This is a genomic window from Massilia sp. TWP1-3-3 (genome assembly GCF_049897805.1).
Lineage (GTDB): Bacteria > Pseudomonadota > Gammaproteobacteria > Burkholderiales > Burkholderiaceae_D > Telluria_A.
In genome coordinates this window covers 120,211-138,569 of record NZ_JAFCWX010000004.1, presented here as the reverse complement: position 1 = coordinate 138,569, position 18,359 = coordinate 120,211, and the positions used below count along the sequence as shown (strand labels likewise).

Sequence of the window (18,359 nt, the reverse complement as noted above, 5' to 3'; positions counted from 1 at the left end):
GCGCCGACGACGCTCCCGTTCATATGGCATGGCTGATAAGTCTTATCGCTGCACCAGCGCCCTGGCCGCGGCGCTGACCTGGTCGCGCAGCCATTTGTGTTCGGGCGCCTGGTGCACGCGCTCGTGCCACAGCTGATAAAAACGCATCGGCGGGAACTTGACGGGCACCGTGAAAATTTTCAGCGGCAGCGTTTTTTCATAGAAGCGGATGAACTGGCGCCCGGTGGTGAGCACCAGGTCGGTCTGGGTCAGCATGTAGGGGATCAGGCCAAAGTAGGCCGACTCCACCGCCACCTTGCGCTGCATGCCCTGGCGCTCGAGGAAGGCGTCGATCACGCCATGGTAGCCGGGCAGCATCTGCGACGGCGCCACGTGCGGCAGGCCCAGATAGTCGTCGATGGTCATGGCGTCGGCCTCGGTGCGCCTGGCGTACGGGCTGTCGGCGCGCATGGCGCAGATGATCGGGTCTTCGAACAGCTTGGAAATATGCAGGTGCGCGGGCGGCTCGTCCCAGTTGGCGATGACCAGGTCCATGTCGCCGTCCGAGAGCATGCGGATGTAGTCGACGCCCGGGCCCAGGCTGTGGATCACTACGCGGCTGTTGGGCGAACCGCGGCGCAGGTCGGCCACCACATTGGGCAGGAACTGGCTGTCGAGGTAGTCGGGCGCGGCGATGTGGAAGGTGCGCGCTTCTTCCTGCGGCACGAAGGGCGCCTTGCGGGTGAACAGGCTCTCGGTTTCGTCGAGGATGCGCTTGGCCGGCTTGAGCAAGCTTTCGCCGTGCTGGGTGGGCACCATGCCGCGCGCGCCGCGCACCAGCAATGGGTCGCCGGTGAGTTCGCGCAGCTTGCGCAGCGAGGCTGAAATGGAAGGCTGCGGCTGGTTGAGCTTGAGCGCCACGCGCGAAACGTTTTTTTCGACCAGCAGCAGGTACAGGATGCGGATCAGGTGCAGGTCGAGGTGCTGGGGGAGGCTGGCCATGATGCGCTCTATATATGAATTCGGGTATGTCAAATATACGCGATATTTCATGTTGAAGGCTGAGAATGAGGCTATCGTTGATAAGATAGCACTCCTGCATCCCTCGCTCTCGCAACAAGGAAAACCAAGGAACCCCATGGAAGTTTTTGCATATCTGGTCCCGTATGGCCTTGAGTGGCTCAACCTGATCGTGCGCTGGCTGCACGTGATCACCGGTATTGCGTGGATCGGCGCTTCGTTTTACTTTGTCTGGCTTGATAACACGATCCGCCCTCCCGCGCCGGGGTCAAGCCTGGCCGCCAAGGGTGTCTCGGGCGAACTGTGGGCGGTGCACGGCGGCGGCTTTTACAATCCGCAAAAGTACCTGAACGCGCCGCCTGAACTGCCCAAGGAGCTGCACTGGTTCAAGTGGGAAGCGTATTCGACGTGGCTGTCGGGCTTTGCGCTGCTCACCATCGTGTACTACTTCAACGCGCAAGCGATGATGGTTGACCAGGCCGTGGCCGACCTGTCGTCCTGGCAGGCGGTGGGCATCGGCCTTGGCAGCCTGGTCGTCGGCTGGACCGTCTACGACCTGCTGTGCCGGTCAAGGCTGGGCAAGCATGACCTGGCCTTCGGCGTGGTGATCTTTTTGTTCCTGGTCGCCAGCGCCTTTGTGCTCAACAAATTGTTGAGCGGTCGCGCGGCCTATATCCACGTGGGTGCGATGATCGGCACCATGATGGTGGCCAATGTGCTGATGCTGATTATTCCCGGCCAGCGTAAGATGGTCGCGGCCATGACGGCGGGGCAAACGCCCGACCCGGTGCACGGCCAGAAGGCCAAGCAGCGCAGCGTGCATAACAACTACTTCACGCTGCCGGTCCTGTTCATCATGATCAGCAACCACTACGCGATGACCTACCGCCACCAGCATGCATGGGCGGTGCTGGCGGTGATGATGGCCGCAGGAGTCCTGATCCGCCACTTCTTCAACCTGCGCCACAAGGGCCGGGTGGCGTGGCGCTATCCGGTGGCGGGCGTGGCGCTGCTGTTTGGCCTTGCGGTGGCGATTGCGCCCAAGGCACCTGTAACCGCGGCTGCCGCTGCCGACCCTGCGGTGCAGTTCGCGCGCGTCCAGGCCATCGTCACGCAGCGCTGCGTGAGCTGCCACGCGGCCAGTCCCACGCAGCCGGGCTTTGCCAGCGCGCCGGCCGGCATCATGCTGCACAGCGAAGCGGAGATCCGCAAGAATGCGGCCAAGATCTACCAGCAGGCCGTGCAGCTCAAGGCCATGCCGCTGGCGAACCTGACCAACATGACGGACGCCGAACGGGCGCAGCTCGCTGCGTGGTTCGAAGCGGGCGCCAAATAAAAACGAAGCACGACCAAAACAAGGAAAGCGATGACCATGCAAACCCAGGAAAAACTCACCGGCTGGATCGACGCCCACTTCAACGAACAGATCGCGTTCCTGCAGCGGCTGATTCAAAAGAGCACCGATACGCCGCCCGGCGACAACGCGCCGCACGCCGAACTGGTGGCGGGCCTGGTCGAGGCCTTCGGCTGGCACGCCGAGCAGCATGCGGTGCCGGCGCAGGCCGTGCACGACTACGGCATGCAAAGCATCACCAACTTGATCATCCGCCGGCCGTATGCCGACGGCGGCCCGACCATCGCGCTCAATGCGCATGGCGACGTGGTGCCGCCGGGCGAAGGCTGGACCCATGATCCGTACGGCGGCGAAGTGGCCGACGGCTATATCTACGGACGCGCGGCGGCGGTGTCAAAAAGCGATTTTTCGACTTATATATTCGCCGTGCGCGCGCTCGAAGCGATCGGCGTGCCGCTCACCGGCGCGCTGGAGCTGCACTTTACGTATGACGAAGAATTCGGCGGCCTGCTGGGACCGCTCTGGCTGCTGGAGCAAAAGCTGACCCGGCCCGACTTCGTCATCGCGGCGGGATTTAGCTACAACATCGTCACCGCGCACAACGCATGCCTGCAGCTTGAAGTGACCGTGCACGGCAAATCGGGGCACGGCGCCATGCCGGAGACGGGGCACGATGCGCTGCAGGCCGCGAACAAGATCCTCACCGCGATCTACGACGCGCTGCCGGCGCTGGGGAAAATCAAGTCGACCGTGCCGGGCATCGATTCGCCGACCATGCTGGTGGGCCGGATTGACGGCGGCACCAACACCAACGTGGTGCCGGGAAAAGTGGTCATGAAGATGGACCGGCGCATGATTCCGGACGAGGACCCGGTGGTGGTAGAGGCGCAGGTGCGCGCGCTGATCGAAGGCGCGGTGGCCGGTCTGCCGGGGATCCGGCTGGAGATTCGGCGCCTGCTGCTGTCGCATGCGCTGCGAGCGTTGCCGGGGTCGGACAAACTGGTGGCCAGTTTGCAGAAAAACGGCAGGCAGCTGATGGGCCAGGAGATTACGGCGCTGGGCACGCCGCTGTATGCCGACGCGCGCCTGTATGGCGAGCATGGGATACCGGCAGTGCTGTATGGGGCGGGGCCGCGCACGGTGCCCGAGTCGAATGCGAAAAAAGCGGACGAGCGGCTCGCGCTCGATGATTTGCGCAAGGCGACCAAGGTGGTGGCCTTGACGCTGCTTGATTTTCTGGGTGCTCAGAACGCTGACCCGGCTGCTTAGCCCGGCTGCTCGGCCCACCCCCTGCACCCGGCAGGGGGAAGGGACGCTTTCAAAACCGATTCTTCGCCGGTTCAGCCGTCTTGCTTGTTGTGCGCAACTTTCGGCTGCCCGTTCCGTAACAGGATAACGATCCTGAAGGCCATCCAGCCGGCGGCCAGCGCGCCTGGCATGTACTCAACCAGTTCCACGATCAGCCCCGCGAGGCCAGCTGGCGCAGCTCGGCCGCCAGGCTTGGCTGCATGTCCTGGTATTCGTTCGCCATCGAGATCAATTTCATGTGGTTTTTCGCGCGCTGACGCCCCGACACGCCTGGCGTCCCGGCCTTAATTTCCTGCGCGACGAACTGGCGCTCCTGTGCGGCAAACAGGGCCTTGGCGAAAGTCCGCGCTGCCTTGACGGCATCGCGCAGATGACTGCGCAAGGTGGCGGTGGAGTGGAAAGTGGCGGTGCTCATGGCGTATCCTCGAGTGCATTAAGTTGTTGCTGTCAATTATATGAGTCCACAAGAAATAAAGAAAATTTAGATTTGTGATGGTCGTCATAAAAAATACGAATATCTGAGGACGCCTGCACGCCGCGCGATCACCGCCGCCAATACGAGATATTCACTTGACGTATGGAAACTTTTATTGCTCTTAGAGAAGTTCAAGCGCGCCTCTTCAAGCCGATAGTCGGGAAATTGCACAGGAATCGCAGCACACTTTGCGCCGCCTGCAAGTCACCATTTGTCGTTGAAGTTGTAGAAATTTGTAAATTGATATTGAATACGGGTTAAAAGATTCTAATTGGAATCTTTTACGACAAGAATTCTGTCTCAAAATAAACATCAAGACACAATTGGACTCATTTCGATAAATCAATTGACCAAGCTCGTGCGCGCGCCTTAGCCTCAATCGATGCGCATAGCGACGCATCTGGCTGCGATCCAGTCGGACCCATACAATATATTTACCTTCTTGGAGTAAACATGAATTTTCAAAAGACTTTGCTGGCCGCCGCCATTGCTGCCTTGCCATTGCTGGCTGCGGAATCGGCGTTCGCATCGAATCAATTGATGGGCGGCCCGGTCGCTATCTCGGCTTCTGCGCAAGCAGGCGTGGTCGGCGCGCTGATGTCCCAGCGCGGCAAGAACGGCCTTGGCGCAGAGCACGGCTTCGCAGTCGCGGCCCAGCACCCGGGCGTGTCCGGCACCACGATTTCGCGCCTGCACCACACTTACAAGGGCGTGCGCGTGTACGGTTCGGAGTCGGTCGTGGTGACCGGTTCGCGTGGCGAAATCGTCAGCGAGTCCATCGCCGACCGCCGTTCGTCGCTGGGCCGGCAAGGCGCCTTGAACGTGAACGCCTCGGTAACGGCAGCAGCCGCCATTGCCAAAGCCGCAGGCTCGGTACAAAAAGGTGCGGCGATCGATCCGCCAAGCGCCGAACTGATGCTCTACCCGATCATGAAGGAAGTACGCGTTGCGTCCGCCGCCAACAAGGCTGAGAGCGAACTGAACGCGATGGACCTGGAAGAAGTCGTTTCCGGCTACGAACTGGCCTACCTGGTCAAGACCCGGACCCTGGCCGGCGAGCGCCGCGTATTCCACGACACCATCGTCAGCGCCAAGACCGGCGCCATCCTCGAGCAATGGGATGCGCTGCAGACCGTGGCCGGCACCGGTAACAGCCAGTACAACGGCAGCGTGCCGCTCAACACCAAGTTGGTCGGTTCCGCCTACCAGATGATCGACACCTCGCGCGGCGTGGCCGGCACTTACGGCGGCATGGCGATCACCAACGCCAACCATGGCACCACGGCCGGCGCGCTCTACAGCAACACAACCAATACCTGGGGCGACGGCCAGCAGTACATCGCCGGCGGCAGCACCACCAATGCCAACGGCGAGACCGCGGCGGTCAATGCCATGTGGGGCTTGATGAACACCTACGACATGTACAAGAACGTGTTGGGCTGGCAGTCGCTGAACGGCCAGAACACCGCGACCTACATTGCCGTGCACGTCAACACCGCTTACGACAACGCCTATTACACCGACACGTGCAAATGCATGTACATCGGCGACGGCGGCAGCGGCTTCAACAACCTGGGTTCAATCGACGTGATCGGTCACGAAATGTCGCACGGTATCACCGCTGCCACGTCGAACCTGGCTTACCGCGGCGAGTCCGGCGGCCTGAACGAGTCGAACTCGGATATCGGCGGCGACATGACCGAAGCCTACGCGCGCGCCGGCGGCACTGGCACCGTCATCCCGAACACGGGCAACGACTGGGTGACCGGCAAGGAAATCGCCAAGGATGGCTTGCCGCTGCGCTACATGTACAAGCCAAGCAAGGATGGCGCCAGCCCTGACGCATGGAGCACCTCGCTCAAGCGCCTGGACGTGCACTACAGCAGCGGCCCGAACAACCGCATGTTCTATTTCCTGTCGCAAGGTTCGAACGCTACCAGCACCAGCGAGTACTACAGCAAGTACCTGGTCCAGGCGCCGAAGGCCATGACCGGCATTGGCAGCGACAAGGCGATGCGCATCTGGTTCAAGGCGCTGAGCACCAAGTTCACCTCGACGACCAACTATGCCGACGCCCGCACCAAGGTGCTGGCCGCCGCGCAGGAACTGTATGGCGTGGGCAGCAGGGAAGCGAAGGCTGTCCAGCGCGCCTACGCGGCCATCAACGTGGGCGCCGACATCGCCGAGTAAGCAAGACCGGGCCGTTCACCAGGACGATCTTTTCAAGCAGCAAACGCCCCCGCCACCTGCGGGGGCGTCGCGTTTACGGCAAGCTTTGGGGTTCGGCAAAAGTGGTCTGACCCCCAGTTTTGATGGGACGAAAAAATGCCGCTATTGCTAGCGGCATTTTTCATCGTACGCTGAGCGGCGAGATTACCAGCCGATGTCGCGCATCAGCGGCAGCGTCAAGTCCTTCGGCGCGTCCAGCACGATGCCCAGATCGGCGTTGATGTTCGGCTCCATCAGCAGGTTAGGCGAGGCCGAGACATCCCAGTGCGATACCGACGAACCAGAGGCGAGCACGGAGGGGGTGTACAGCAGCGGACGGCCACGCGAGTCAGCACCAGCGATGCGGGTTGGATCGGACGACCACAGCGCCGTCGCGGTTCCTGGACCATTGCGCGAGCCGTAAGGCACCGCGCCCGGTACGGCGGCCTTGAGCAGGTCGCCGTCAGCCATCGCTACGGCGCCCGAAGGAATCGTGATCGAGCCATCGGCGCCGGCCGGCAGCAAGGCGCCCGCCACGTTGTTGACCAGGATGGCGCCAATTGCGCCGGCGTTCTGGGCATTTTTCACCTTGATGACAAAGGTGCAACCGCCGCGCGAAATGATGGCGACCTTGCCCTTGACGGCCATTGTGTTAGCAGCCTCGTACGGGGCGCAGCCAGGCCCAGCTTCGCCAGCCTGGGCCTTGATGTTGGCCAGCGCGCCGAAGGTGCTTGGCGTGACCGGGACGGCGCCGAACGGCGACGGGTTGTAGTCGATCACGCGCGAGGCGCCAGGCTGCGGTGAGGTTATTTGCAGTACCGGCGTGGCCTTGAGCAGTGCCGCCGCTTTGACTGCGTTGGTGCCGATCCACGCCAGCTTGAGCGGGTTAACAGCCGATGCCTTGCGCTCGGCATCCGTCATGTTTAGCCAGGTCTTCTGGGCCGTGTTGTCGTACATAAACTGTTCCCACACGCTTGGACGGTTCTGCACGCGCGCGCCGGTCGAGGTCGTGATGGTCAGTGCCGAAAAGCCCAGTCCGTGACCCAGTTCATGCAGCAGCGTTTCAACGAAGTTGACGTTGGAGCCAGCATTGCCGTCCAGGCCCAGGTAGAAGGAGCTGCCGGCCAGGCAATCAGGATTGCCCAGGTTGGCGTTGAACTGGGTCTTGATGTCGACGTTGCCGTAGCCCGTACCGTCGTCCGGTTCGCCTTCGCTCAGGTTGGTGCCGGCAATTTTGTTGGCCAGTGCCTGGTGGTACCAGGTGTTAGGCAGAGCGCCTGGGAAATCATGCCAGATGTTCCACGCGCCGGCGCTGCCCAGTACCGCCGAGTTGGCGGTGCAGGTCAGTGCTTCCCAGCCGGCGCTGACGGTGATGTTGACGTTGCTCTGGAGGTTGCGTTCCCAGATGTCGGCCACGTGGCGGTACACGATGTAGCGCTGCTCGCCCAGCGTGGTGCCCATGTTGCCGCCAACTGGCGCGACCGGGGTCGGGTCATTGAAGCCCACGCCCGGCGCGTCGCGCTTGGAAATGGTGATGGTGGCCGCCGACGAGGCCAGGCAGGTGACGGCGCAGGCCAGAGCGATGAAGGTGCGGGTTGCTGTTGGGATAGAAAACATACGCATTGGGCTTACTCCGTGACCGTGGTTGGTGCCGGGGTGACGGCATGCGGGGTGTGATTGGCGTGACCAGCGGCATCCTGGCACTCATGGACCAGCGTACCGTCGGCGGCGCGCACCACGGTGGCGCTGCTGATCATGTCGTCGTTCAGGCGCAGGCCGGCAGCGCCGCTGCGATGGTGTTTGCTGCGCATCGGCTCCGGTGCGATGCGCATGGCCGCGATTTTTGCTTTGCGTGCCGCGCGCAGTGCATTGTGTTCTTCCGGCGTGGCAGCGCGCAGCTTGCCGCTATCCTTGTCGCGTACGACGACAGCGTCGTCCTGCGTGAGTTCATTTGCGGCTTGCGCATTTGCGTGGGGCAGCGCGAACGCGCCGGCCAGTGCCAGGCACAGTGCGGCAGCGCGCAGGGCGCGCTGCGATTTGATTTGGTCAGACATGTCAATCTCCTTGTTTGGTGGTGCGATCAGTGGCGTTTGCGATAGGACGCCAGTGGTTCATTAACGGCGAATCTGGCGGCGGCGTGCTGCCATCAGGCCGAGCAGGCCGGCGCCAAACATGAACATGGTCGCAGGTTCCGGTACGGTCGTGATCAGAAGCGAATCGACGCCGACGAAGTTGGACGCTTCGTAGGAACCAGAATACTGAATGCCGAAGCGCGCCACGCCCGAGCCCATGCCGGCGAAATTGAGCACATAGCGGGTCCACTCGCCGGTCGGCACGGTAAACACGGGATTGAGCGTGAACGCATTCAGGGCGCTGCTGCCGTTGCTCATGCCGAAGGCCAGCTGGTCGCTGAAACCGTCAGCCGCATCAGCCTTGGCCCAGAACGAAATGCTGCCCGAGCTGACCACCGAGAACGTCGGCGAGATCAGCCAGTTGTTGATCGCGCCCTGGCTTGCATTGTTATAGCCCGCTGCGATGTATTGATGGGTGGCGCCTGCCTGGGCATGCATCAGGCTTGGCACACCTTGGAACCAGTCTGCGGCCACGCCGACGTTCGGGCTGGCATTGTTGAGCACCCAACCTGCACTAGTCAGGGCGGCAACATTATTGAAATCCTGGCTTACCAGAACACTTGCATTTGCTGTAGCCATGGTCCCGATCAGGGCGATGGCGCCTAAAGCTTGCTTGATCATTCTCTTATTTCTCCGAAGTAAGTAATAGCGGGATCTTCTATGCATAAAGTTTGTGACCGAATGCATGATTCCCTGTTTTATTGCAGTGCAGTAAAGAACTGGTTTTTCTGAACGTTAACATTTTGATAGCGCGTTTTGGCGACGAAATGTCTACGGACAGGCCATAATATGAGCAACTTTCATACCAGATCCCCAACACCTTGATTCTGTTCGCCTTTGGATTTTTATCACGTGTTTATTTGATCAAGTGTAAAGTTTTCCGACAGAAATGAAGCGTTTTTGCGTGACAGCAGTGCGCCAGCCAAGCGCGCCGTGCACCTTACGGGCGCGCCGCTGTCCCCAAATGACGCTGTGCAGTGCAGCAAATCTCGGCAATATGGGCAGAAACGGGAGGCTGAAGAGCTCGTCCCAAACTGTGGTTAACTAGGTAGCTTTTCCCATTGGAGCCCAGATGCCCTCACTGCCCGCGACCACCCCGAAATGGGGCATGGCGCTTGACCTGGAACGCTGCATCGGGTGCCACGCCTGTTCGGTTGCTTGTAAAGTCGAAAATTCCGTCCCACTGGGCAATTTCCGCACCAAGGTTTACTACTATGACTTCGCCGCCATCAACCCCTTCAACAAGAAGGAAACGATGAAGCGCGCCTTCCTGCCCACGCTGTGCATGCAGTGCGAAGACGCACCGTGCCTGAGCGCCTGCGAGCAGGACGCCATCACCCGCGACGCCGACGGCATTGTGCGCATCAACGAAAACAAGTGCGACAGCGACCGCGCATGCATCAAGGCGTGCCCGTACGGCGCCATCCACCAGGACCCGGTGACCAAGCTGGCCGACAAGTGCGACTTTTGCTCGCATCGTCTGGAAGCACACTTGCTGCCCGCCTGCGTGGAAGTGTGCCCGGCCGATGTCTTCGCCTTTGGCGACCTGAATGATCCGGCCAGCAAGATCAATGCCTTCAACAAGAAGCACGGCAAGGAATTGTCGGTGCTCAAGCCCGAAGAAAAAACCAGGCCGGCAGTCAAATACCGCGGCATCGGCACGGTCGCGCCGCGTGCCATGGAAAAGAAAATCCCCAAGGGCCACAACCACGACCCGTTTTCCTACGAGATCGATACCTGGGGCCAGCTGCAGTCGCAGTTCGCCCGGTCCCCGGTCAAGAAAGGCTGACGACATGGACCGCAGAACATTCATCAGGAACGGCATCGGCTCGATGGCCACGCTTGGCGTGGGCGAACTCATTATGCTCACGCCGTCCACCGCGCAGGCGATGTCGTACCGGCCGCTGGCCGACGGCCACCAGCGCAAGATCAAAAACAACTACAGGACGGCAAAGCGGGTCACCAGCGTGTGCCTCAATTGCTCCACCGTGTGCGGCATTGAAGGCTTTGTGCAGGATAACAAGGTCATCAAGATACGCGGCAATCCGCTCGACCCGAACATGGGCAGCCACATGACGTGCGCCAAGGGCCAGTCTGGCCCCAACGTGAACGATTATCCGGAGCGCTTGCTGTACCCGCTGGCGCGCGCCGGCGAGCGCGGCTCGGGCCTGTGGAAGCGCATCACCTGGGAGCAAGCTTACGAAGAAGTCGCGCGCCGCATCCGCGCCAGCATCGACGCCGGCCACCCGGAACGCGTGTGCATCCACCAGGGCCGCTCGCGCATCGAGGCCGAGATCGGGCGCTTTCTGGACGCCATCGGCACGCCGGTGCTGCTCAATCACCGCGCGATCTGTTCGTCGAACAAGCGCGCGGCCAATTACGTCTCGCTCGGGGAGACCGACTGGGAGTCGATCGACGCCGAGCGCTGCACCTATTTCCTCAACTTCGGCGCCAATTTCTACGAGGCGCACCAGGGCGGTCTGCACCTGGTCTCGCGCGTGGTCAAGGCGCGCTACGACCATGGCGCCAAGCTGGTCACCTTTGACGTCCGGCTGTCCAATACGGCCGGGCGCAGCGACGAATGGCACCAGCCGTTTCCCGGCACGGAAGGCGCGCTTGCCCTGGCGATGGCGCACGTGATCGTGCGTGACAATGAAGTGGACCATGACTTCATCGACAAATTCGTGCAGCCCGGGCTGGACACCATCCGCGCCTGGCTGGCGCCTTGCACGCCGAAGTGGGCCGAAAAGCTCTCGGGCGTCGCTGCCGCCGATATCACCCGGCTGGCGCTGGAGTTCGCGCGCAAGCGCCCGGCGGTGGCCGCCTTTACCAACCGCGGCACCGGCGCCCACTACAATGGTTTTAACGCCGAGCGCGCCGTCGTCATGCTCAATGCGCTGGTGGGATCGGTGGCCAAGGTGGGCGGCTACTGCTACGGGCTGGATGAAAAGCTGTCGCAGGCGCGCTATCCCGCTCCCGAACCGAGGCCGCCGAAACCGGCCGTCCGCACCGACCTGGAAGACCCGCCGGAGTGGCCGCTGGCCAACCGCTGGCAAAAGATGAAGGTCGGGCAAGTCGTCTTCGACTACCTGCGCCAGGGCCGCGCCAAGCTGGACGTCTACCTCAGTTACACGATTGCCGCGCCAATGACCTGGCCGGAAGGGCGCAGCACCACGGTCGACGTGCTCAAGGATGAAAAACTGATTCCCTTTCACGCTTGTTCGGACGTGGTGTATTCGGAAATGGCGCACTATGCCGACATGATCCTGCCCGACGCGACCTACCTCGAACGCTGGGGCATGGACATCCGCAACAACATGGAATTGCAGCATTTCGTCACGTTGCGCCAGCCCATGGTGACCCCGCCCGAAGGCGCAACCAGCTTTGCCGATGTGCTGTTCGAAATTGGCAAGCGGCTGGGGCCGGAGCAGTCGAAGTATTTTCAGTTCGGCAAGCACGAAGACTTCGTGCGGCACCAATGCTCAAAACTGCCGACCAAGGGCGCCGACGGCAAAGTATTCAAGGATGGCTTCGAGTTCATGAAGCACTACGGGGTGTACGTCGACAGCGCCGCGCCCAAGCCGTACGAGGTGTACCGCAAGGCGCTGACCCCGGCCGCGCTCAAGGGTAGCCGGGTGGACGAGAAAACGCGCGTGATCTACCAGGCCGACGAGAAGGGCAAGGAAAAAGCGATCGGGCTGATGGTGGATGCGACACCGGTGCGCGGCTTTGCCACGCCGTCGCGCAAGTTCGAAATCTATGCGCCGGAAGTGGAGAAAGTGGCCGCCACGATGGGCATGCGCGACGACGGGCTGCCCACGTTCCACGAGGTGCCGTCGCACGTGGACCTTGGCGCCGATCGCCTGATCTTGACCACGTTCAAATGGAACGTTCACACGCAGGGCAGGACCGCGTCGCAAAAGTACCTGGCCGAGATTGTGCATGACAATCCGATGTGGATCCATGCCACGACCGCCGGCAAACTTGGCATCAAGACGGGCGACACGGTGGAGCTGACCACGTACCGGCCCGTCAGCGGCGTGCTGGGCGACAAGGCCTATCGCGGCAACGGGGAAGTGCTTGGCTCCGCGCAGGTCAAGGCGTTCGTGACGAAGGGCATTCATCCGCGCGTGGTGGCGGTGTCCAATTCGTTAGGCTGGATCACCGGCGGCCGCGCGGCCGAGGGCGAACGCGGGCGGCGGGTGGAGGTGGCGGCCAAAGGGCTGGCGCCGGATGCGGCGCTGGCGTTCGGGCCGGCCCCGGCGGTCGACGACCTTGAGTTCGGCCTGTGGTGGGACGAAAAGAACGGCGGGCGCGGCAGCGGGGTGAATATCAATGCCATTTTGCCGATCAATCCCCAGCCGCTGGTGGGAATGCAGTCGTGGTTCGATACGGTCTGCACGATCCGCAAAGCAGTGTGATAACAAGGCTGGTTCCACTTGCGGGAACCAGCTTTTTTCAGCATGACCCTTAGCCGGCCTCGAGTTTGAATGCCGTCACCAGGGCGCTCAGGCGCTGGCCCTCGTCGGCCAGCGCATCGGCCGCCGCCGCAACTTGCTTGACCAGCGTGGCGTTTTGCTGCGTGCTGGCGTCGAACTCGACGACCGCCTCGTTGACGTACTTGATTCCCTGGTTCTGTTCTTCGCTGGCGTTGCTCATTTCGCCCATGATTGCCGTCACGCGCTGAACGCTGTCGACCACCTGCAACATGGTCGCGCCGGCCTGGTCGACCAGCCGGCTGCCGCTTTCCACCGTCTGGACCGTATTGCTGATCAGCTCCTTGATTTCCTTGGCCGCCGCCGCCGAACGATGCGCCAGACTGCGCACCTCGGCCGCCACTACGGCAAAGCCGCGGCCCTGTTCGCCGGCGCGCGCCGCTTCCACCGCCGCGTTCAGCGCGAGAATATTGGTCTGGAACGCAATCGCGTCAATCACGCTGATGATGTCGACGATCTTGCGCGACGAGGCATTGATTTCGCCCATCGTATTGACTACCTGCCGTACCGCATTGCCGCCCTCGAGCGCGATCGCAGATGCACTGTGCGCAAGCGCATTGGCCTGGCGCGCGCTGTCATTGTGCTGGTGGACGGTGGCGGCCAGCCGTGCCATCGATGCGACGGTCTGCTCAATGCCGCCGGCCTGGCGCTCGGTGCGCAGCGAGAGCTCGGCATTGCCGTGCGCGATCTCGCCTGAATTGCCGGCGATGGTGTGGGCGCCTTCGCGCATGCCACCAATCGTATCGCGCATGGTGACCAGCATCTCGAACAGCGAGCGGGCCAGGCGGCCTTGCGGCGCCTCGCCAATTGCCGACAGGTCGATCCGGCCTTCCACTGCTGCCAAGGCCGACACGATTTTCTCGAATTCCGCCGCCTGGCAGGCCGACTGGCGCAGCACGGTCGCAAGAAAAATGAGCACGCCCGATTCGACCACGACGTAGGCTGCGTGGATGAATACCGTGGACAACTGCGGCCGCGTGAAGCAAAGCACGCCGTAGTTCATTTCCTGCAGATAATGGAAACTCAGGTGATGGATGGCAATGGTGGCGGCAGCGACGACGATCGGGCGCCAGTCGCGGTAAGCGAGCAAGAATGCCAGGTAGACAAAAATGCCGAAGTGCAGTTCCGTCAAGCCAGCGCCCTGGTGAATATTGAGCGCCGCAAAGACCATCACGGCAACGGCTACCACGCAGCGCGTAAGGAGCGTCCCGCGTGCCTGCAGGTAGAGGATGGTTGGCAGCCCGGCCGTGGGCAGTCCGACCAGGAGCGCCAAAGTCCAGGTATTGTGGATGCCGGCCAGCGCGAGTGAAAACAGTTGCAATGCCCACAGCACGCACAGCATCAATTTATCGGCCTCGATGGCAATTGTCCGCAAGGGGTCGTGGTGGTTCTGCATAAGATACTCCCGGCCGGAAGGCACGCGCTATGCCGCGCCACGGAGCGAAAGGCGGGCCGGTGCGCGGTGGTCAGTGGTGCGGCGGGAGGCTTGGCCGCAGGTCGGTTCGCCGCGTAGAGGCGGCGCATGCGGAACCACATTGTATCGGTGGTCGGGTGCGGGCCGCACGTTTGGGGCCCGGGCCGACGACAGAAGCCGCTTGCATGACGACGATGATACCGCATTTTCTTTTGAAAATTTCTCAATCGTATCGTGCCGTGCTGGTGTGCAACGCATCGGGCGGGCACGCACGTCCGCCCGTAAAGCTTGTCAAAAATAGTGCATATGGGAAATAAATTAGACAGGGTGCATGAAATCGCTGAAAATCGAGCACCTTTGGGCGACCGGTCGAAGGAAGGCGGGGAGGCTTTGCCAATTGCCATTGAAATTTGCCATCTGGATATTCCAACAAAAGCCGGGTCTGCTTCCGCATTTTCCTGAGTTCGTCGCAATGAAGGTGCCAAGGCGCCGGCAAAGGGGCATCCTCACTGCATCTGAACAACCCTGGAGTGAACGATGAATATGAGCAGCCAACTAGTTTTTGCCCGTGTGATCGATTTGCGCTATTTGCGTGCGCTGGTCAGGCCGAGTGCCGCAGGCATGTTGGCCCCGGGCGCTTGAGATGCAGCATCTGGCCATCATGGATGACAAAGCAGAGCCAAAGGACCTTGCATGAAAATATCGACCCGTGGTTGGCGCCTTGCAGACCTTCCCTTGCTTCTCTTGATTGTGATTATTCCAGTGCTGACGGGCCGCGCCATTGGTTTGTTCATGGATAGTTCGTCCGGGATGATCGATATTTCCGTTACGCTCGCATTCTTTGTAGCGTACGCCGGGTTTGAGGGGGCGTTTCTCGCATGGATGACCGCCTGCGCGCCAAAGTCCGTACTGCCCAGGACTGTTAGAGCCTTTGCGTTAAGAATCCAGTTACAGGTCGCTCTGCAAGTGCTCACGCGCGGCGCCGTTATCCTGATTGTTGTGATCGGAATCGACGAGCTGACATTTGCGCCAGTGCAGGGTGCCGCGCGCGTGCCGGCGCACGTTTATCTGCCGGTGTTCTCGTTTTTTGCGCAATTGGCTATCGTGTACTCAATATCGATTTCGTGGTGGCGGTGTTTGTCGCTGAAGCGAAACGGCGCCGATTTCAGCGCCCTGCTTGATGGTACTTTTAGCGACAAACGGATTGCCATCCTTGCCCCATGCGAGACGGTAGCCGTGGTGCTCGACAAACACGTCGTGAGGTTGATGAGCAAGATGACCCCGCGTTTTTCCAGGATGTTCTATCAAGCGAATATCTCCATCATTCGCACCCGCAGCGATGGCCAGCATGCATATTCTTTAAGCTGGGTGCTGTTGCCGGTTCGCGTGATCGTCACGCTTGCCGCTGTTGGCGCGGGCGCCGCAGAACTGCGCGTCCGCTGCGAACTGAGAGGTGGAATCCATCGGCTTGAGTTGTTCCCCAATCCGGCGGTCGTGCTCCCCGTTCTGCAATACCTGCAAACGAACCTCATTGAACCGCTGACCAGCGAGATGGCGCTGTCGGGCGCAGTGCGCAAGCAAGAAGAAATGCGGCGCCAAGCAGTTGAATCGCAACTACGCATTTTGCAGGCGCAGATTGAGCCGCATTTCCTGTTCAATACACTTGCAAACGTGCGCCATTTGTACCGCTCTAACGTCGAGGAAGGGGAGTCGATGATGGACCACCTTATCGTGTACCTGCGCAGCACCCTGGAAGAACTCCGCTCGGATGTGTCCACGGTTGGCAAGGAAATGGACTTGGTACTGCATTACCTTGCCATCATGAAGATCCGGATGGGCGAGCGTTTGGCGTATGCGTTTATCAGTTCGGAGCAGGTCGCAGCCATGGCGTTTCCGCCTGCCATGCTCATTTCACTGGTCGAGAATGCAATCATGCATGGTCTGAACAACAGGCCGGATGGTAAGCTGACAATCAGCGCCGCTCGGGAAGGGCAGCACCTGAGGGTAACCGTTCTTGATAACGGAGCAGGATTTTCAAGCGTACAGGGAAGCGGTGTTGGCCTGAGCAATATACGGCAGCGTCTTGAGGCAATGTACGGCACGCGCGCCTGGCTTGAGGTAGGCGCCATGGCCACCGGCGGTTTCATGGCAAGCATCATCATTCCAACTCCAGAAAGCGCGTAAAGATGCCAACAGTAATCCTCGCAGAAGATGAGCCGATTCTTCGTGCGGAACTTCATGAGGCCTTATCGGTGCTTTGGCCAGAACTGGACATTCTTGCTGAAACCAGCGATGGCATCAGTACGCTGCGCGCAATTCAGGAGCGCGCACCCGACCTGGTTTTTCTCGACATCAATATGCCGCAGTTGACCGGACTGGAAGTCGCCAAGGTCATCCAAGGCAAGACCGCCGTCGTGTTCCTGACGGCGTACAACCAGCATGCGCTTGAGGCGTTCGACCTCGGCGCCGTAGACTATCTGGTCAAGCCCTTGCATCGCGGCCGGCTTATGCAGACGATAGAGCGCTTGAAGGGCACGCTTGGCCGTGACCAAGCGCCCGTCCCGACTGCCGTGTGGGAGGCGCTTGCACCGCCAAAAGCCGAACCGAAATATCTGCGCTGGATTCAAGCCTCGGTCGGCAGCCTTCTGCGCCTGATTACCACGGATGAAATTTATTTTTTTCAGGCCGATGCAAAGTATACGCGGGTCGTCACGGCCCATGCCGAGGCACTGATTCGCAAGCCTATCAAGGACCTGATGGGCGAACTCAATCCGGACGACTTCATCCAGGTGAACCGCGGCGCAATCGTCAACCTGCGTCGCGTCGAGTCGATCTACCGCGCCGATGGCCACATGGAGGTTCGGCTCCGGGACCGCGATGAACGCTTGAATGTCAGTGTCGGCTATCAGGCAGCATTTCGTCAGCTGTAATCGGGCTGGCAGTCTCCAATTGATCGCCTGAGTCATCTGCCGACGCCAATGCCGCCATTATTGCCGCGTACGCATCCGTCACGTCAAGGCCAATGATATGGGCCGATGAGATCGCGTCCCCATCCCACCCAAAGCTGCATCAGGTAGAAAAAAATGATGCCCAATGCCAATTTTTCCTTCATCCGTTCCGGAAATCCATCGGCTCGTCGCACGACAATGGCGCGACGCTTCTGTTGGCAATAGGATGCTTCTTGTGCAGGCAAATTGCTGCTTGGCAATCTCAACTGACCAAAAGGGTACTCATGAAAAAAATTGCGCTCTGCATTCTTCCGGTCGTCGCCGCACTCACCGGTTGCGCCACGGGCAATAGCTACTTAGCAAACCGCAATACGACTGTCGAGATGTACCATATTTTCGATATTAAAACGATGGCTGGCACGAACGTGTTGACCAAGGCCGCAGCTGACGGGCTGGCACAAAATACAAGCGACCTGAATCAAACGTTGCCGCTGCAGATGGGCAAGACGGTTCCTGTCGAACCGGGTCGTTTTGTTATCGACGACATAGGTGCGAAGCTGGCGGGCTCTAACACGGGAATCGGCGCCATGATGCAAATGGCTGCGATGCAGAACGGCGGCGTGAGCATCAAGGCTGCGCGATGCGATGACGCGGTCTGGACGTCGCGCGCGCAGCGCACTATCGCCGGCTCCAGCAATTTGACGCTGTACAGCTGCCTGTATAAGTATCAGGCCGGCTACCGCCTCAACACCTATGCGGTGTTCAAAAAGACTGAAGGCGGCGTGTACCAGATTTCACGCACCATCGCCAATTCGCTGGTCGGCACACCGGAACAGTGGGTCAACAAGACGATTCTCGATACCGTCCGCGCCATTGAAAAGGCGACTGGCGCCAAGAGTGTGCGCCTCGAAGGCCAGCCGGAACTCACTGAACTTCCAACCGGCATCCTCTTCGGCAAGAACTGAGCGAGTACCGCCCCCGTCAAGTCCGGCGGTTGCCAGCGCGTTTGCGACCGCCAATGAACT

At 60.8% G+C, this 18,359-nt stretch carries 14 protein-coding genes; 8 read left to right on the top strand and 6 right to left on the bottom strand.

Annotated features, from left to right (window positions below; all coding sequences use genetic code 11):
- Positions 1-42: 42 nt before the first annotated feature.
- Positions 43-981, bottom strand: a complete 939-nt coding sequence (locus tag ACP7D4_RS05240) for a LysR substrate-binding domain-containing protein (protein WP_426103948.1) — start codon at positions 979-981, stop codon at positions 43-45.
- Between the two features lie 136 nt (positions 982-1,117).
- Between ACP7D4_RS05240 and ACP7D4_RS05235 the strand changes: the two genes are divergently transcribed.
- Positions 1,118-2,335, top strand: a complete 1,218-nt coding sequence (locus ACP7D4_RS05235; protein WP_426208013.1) for a urate hydroxylase PuuD — start codon at positions 1,118-1,120, stop codon at positions 2,333-2,335.
- A 30-nt stretch (positions 2,336-2,365) separates the two neighbouring features.
- Positions 2,366-3,622 carry a M20/M25/M40 family metallo-hydrolase gene (locus ACP7D4_RS05230; protein ID WP_426208012.1) on the top strand — a complete coding sequence of 419 codons (1,257 nt, stop codon included), beginning with the start codon at positions 2,366-2,368 and terminating at the stop codon, positions 3,620-3,622.
- Positions 3,623-3,812: 190 nt separating this feature from the next.
- Here the strand turns inward: ACP7D4_RS05230 and ACP7D4_RS05225 are convergent, their stop codons facing one another.
- On the bottom strand, positions 3,813-4,076 hold the full coding sequence (locus ACP7D4_RS05225) for a hypothetical protein (RefSeq protein WP_426103945.1): 264 nt from the start codon (positions 4,074-4,076) through the stop codon (positions 3,813-3,815).
- 513 nt (positions 4,077-4,589) lie between these two features.
- Between ACP7D4_RS05225 and ACP7D4_RS05220 the strand changes: the two genes are divergently transcribed.
- Positions 4,590-6,326, top strand: a complete 1,737-nt coding sequence (locus tag ACP7D4_RS05220; RefSeq protein ID WP_426103944.1) for a M4 family metallopeptidase — start codon at positions 4,590-4,592, stop codon at positions 6,324-6,326.
- Positions 6,327-6,509: 183 nt separating this feature from the next.
- Here the strand turns inward: ACP7D4_RS05220 and ACP7D4_RS05215 are convergent, their stop codons facing one another.
- Genes ACP7D4_RS05215 through ACP7D4_RS05205 form a run of 3 tightly spaced genes read right to left on the bottom strand, consistent with a single transcriptional unit; the run spans position 6,510 to position 9,097 of the window.
- Positions 6,510-7,967, bottom strand: a complete 1,458-nt coding sequence (locus ACP7D4_RS05215) for a PA domain-containing protein (RefSeq protein ID WP_426208010.1) — start codon at positions 7,965-7,967, stop codon at positions 6,510-6,512.
- A 5-nt stretch (positions 7,968-7,972) separates the two neighbouring features.
- The gene (locus tag ACP7D4_RS05210) at positions 7,973-8,398 is read right to left on the bottom strand and encodes a post-PEP-CTERM-1 domain-containing protein (RefSeq protein WP_426103942.1); all 426 of its coding nucleotides are present in this window, start codon (positions 8,396-8,398) and stop codon (positions 7,973-7,975) included.
- 60 nt (positions 8,399-8,458) lie between these two features.
- Positions 8,459-9,097, bottom strand: a complete 639-nt coding sequence (locus ACP7D4_RS05205; RefSeq protein WP_426103941.1) for a choice-of-anchor J domain-containing protein — start codon at positions 9,095-9,097, stop codon at positions 8,459-8,461.
- A gap of 451 nt (positions 9,098-9,548) precedes the next feature.
- Between ACP7D4_RS05205 and ACP7D4_RS05200 the strand changes: the two genes are divergently transcribed.
- Together ACP7D4_RS05200 and ACP7D4_RS05195 are read left to right on the top strand one after the other, a co-directional pair.
- Positions 9,549-10,265, top strand: a complete 717-nt coding sequence (locus ACP7D4_RS05200) for a 4Fe-4S dicluster domain-containing protein (protein ID WP_426208008.1) — start codon at positions 9,549-9,551, stop codon at positions 10,263-10,265.
- Between the two features lie 4 nt (positions 10,266-10,269).
- Positions 10,270-12,897 carry a molybdopterin-containing oxidoreductase family protein gene (locus ACP7D4_RS05195; protein ID WP_426208007.1) on the top strand — a complete coding sequence of 876 codons (2,628 nt, stop codon included), beginning with the start codon at positions 10,270-10,272 and terminating at the stop codon, positions 12,895-12,897.
- 49 nt (positions 12,898-12,946) lie between these two features.
- On the opposite strand, the gene ACP7D4_RS05190 is transcribed toward ACP7D4_RS05195, so the two are convergent.
- Positions 12,947-14,368: a methyl-accepting chemotaxis protein gene (locus tag ACP7D4_RS05190; RefSeq protein ID WP_426103938.1), complete on the bottom strand. Its 1,422-nt coding sequence runs from the start codon at positions 14,366-14,368 to the stop codon at positions 12,947-12,949.
- Between the two features lie 711 nt (positions 14,369-15,079).
- Here ACP7D4_RS05190 and ACP7D4_RS05185 point away from each other — a divergent pair.
- The 3 genes from ACP7D4_RS05185 (at position 15,080) to ACP7D4_RS05175 (ending at position 18,299) form a co-directional block, all read left to right on the top strand.
- On the top strand, positions 15,080-16,570 hold the full coding sequence (locus ACP7D4_RS05185; protein WP_426208006.1) for a sensor histidine kinase: 1,491 nt from the start codon (positions 15,080-15,082) through the stop codon (positions 16,568-16,570).
- 2 nt (positions 16,571-16,572) lie between these two features.
- A complete protein-coding gene (locus ACP7D4_RS05180) occupies positions 16,573-17,316 on the top strand; it encodes a LytR/AlgR family response regulator transcription factor (RefSeq protein ID WP_426208005.1) in 744 nt (247 codons plus the stop codon).
- A 302-nt stretch (positions 17,317-17,618) separates the two neighbouring features.
- Positions 17,619-18,299, top strand: a complete 681-nt coding sequence (locus ACP7D4_RS05175; protein ID WP_426208004.1) for a hypothetical protein — start codon at positions 17,619-17,621, stop codon at positions 18,297-18,299.
- The last annotated feature ends 60 nt before the right edge of the window (positions 18,300-18,359 follow it).

Coding starts and splice junctions, on each gene's coding strand:
- ACP7D4_RS05240 (WP_426103948.1), bottom strand. CDS start 981: ATGGCCAGCCTCCCCCAGCACCTCGACCTGCACCTGATCCGCATCCTG.
- ACP7D4_RS05235 (WP_426208013.1), top strand. CDS start 1,118: ATGGAAGTTTTTGCATATCTGGTCCCGTATGGCCTTGAGTGGCTCAAC.
- ACP7D4_RS05230 (WP_426208012.1), top strand. CDS start 2,366: ATGACCATGCAAACCCAGGAAAAACTCACCGGCTGGATCGACGCCCAC.
- ACP7D4_RS05225 (WP_426103945.1), bottom strand. CDS start 4,076: ATGAGCACCGCCACTTTCCACTCCACCGCCACCTTGCGCAGTCATCTG.
- ACP7D4_RS05220 (WP_426103944.1), top strand. CDS start 4,590: ATGAATTTTCAAAAGACTTTGCTGGCCGCCGCCATTGCTGCCTTGCCA.
- ACP7D4_RS05215 (WP_426208010.1), bottom strand. CDS start 7,967: ATGCGTATGTTTTCTATCCCAACAGCAACCCGCACCTTCATCGCTCTG.
- ACP7D4_RS05210 (WP_426103942.1), bottom strand. CDS start 8,398: ATGTCTGACCAAATCAAATCGCAGCGCGCCCTGCGCGCTGCCGCACTG.
- ACP7D4_RS05205 (WP_426103941.1), bottom strand. CDS start 9,097: ATGATCAAGCAAGCTTTAGGCGCCATCGCCCTGATCGGGACCATGGCT.
- ACP7D4_RS05200 (WP_426208008.1), top strand. CDS start 9,549: ATGCCCTCACTGCCCGCGACCACCCCGAAATGGGGCATGGCGCTTGAC.
- ACP7D4_RS05195 (WP_426208007.1), top strand. CDS start 10,270: ATGGACCGCAGAACATTCATCAGGAACGGCATCGGCTCGATGGCCACG.
- ACP7D4_RS05190 (WP_426103938.1), bottom strand. CDS start 14,368: ATGCAGAACCACCACGACCCCTTGCGGACAATTGCCATCGAGGCCGAT.
- ACP7D4_RS05185 (WP_426208006.1), top strand. CDS start 15,080: ATGAAAATATCGACCCGTGGTTGGCGCCTTGCAGACCTTCCCTTGCTT.
- ACP7D4_RS05180 (WP_426208005.1), top strand. CDS start 16,573: ATGCCAACAGTAATCCTCGCAGAAGATGAGCCGATTCTTCGTGCGGAA.
- ACP7D4_RS05175 (WP_426208004.1), top strand. CDS start 17,619: ATGAAAAAAATTGCGCTCTGCATTCTTCCGGTCGTCGCCGCACTCACC.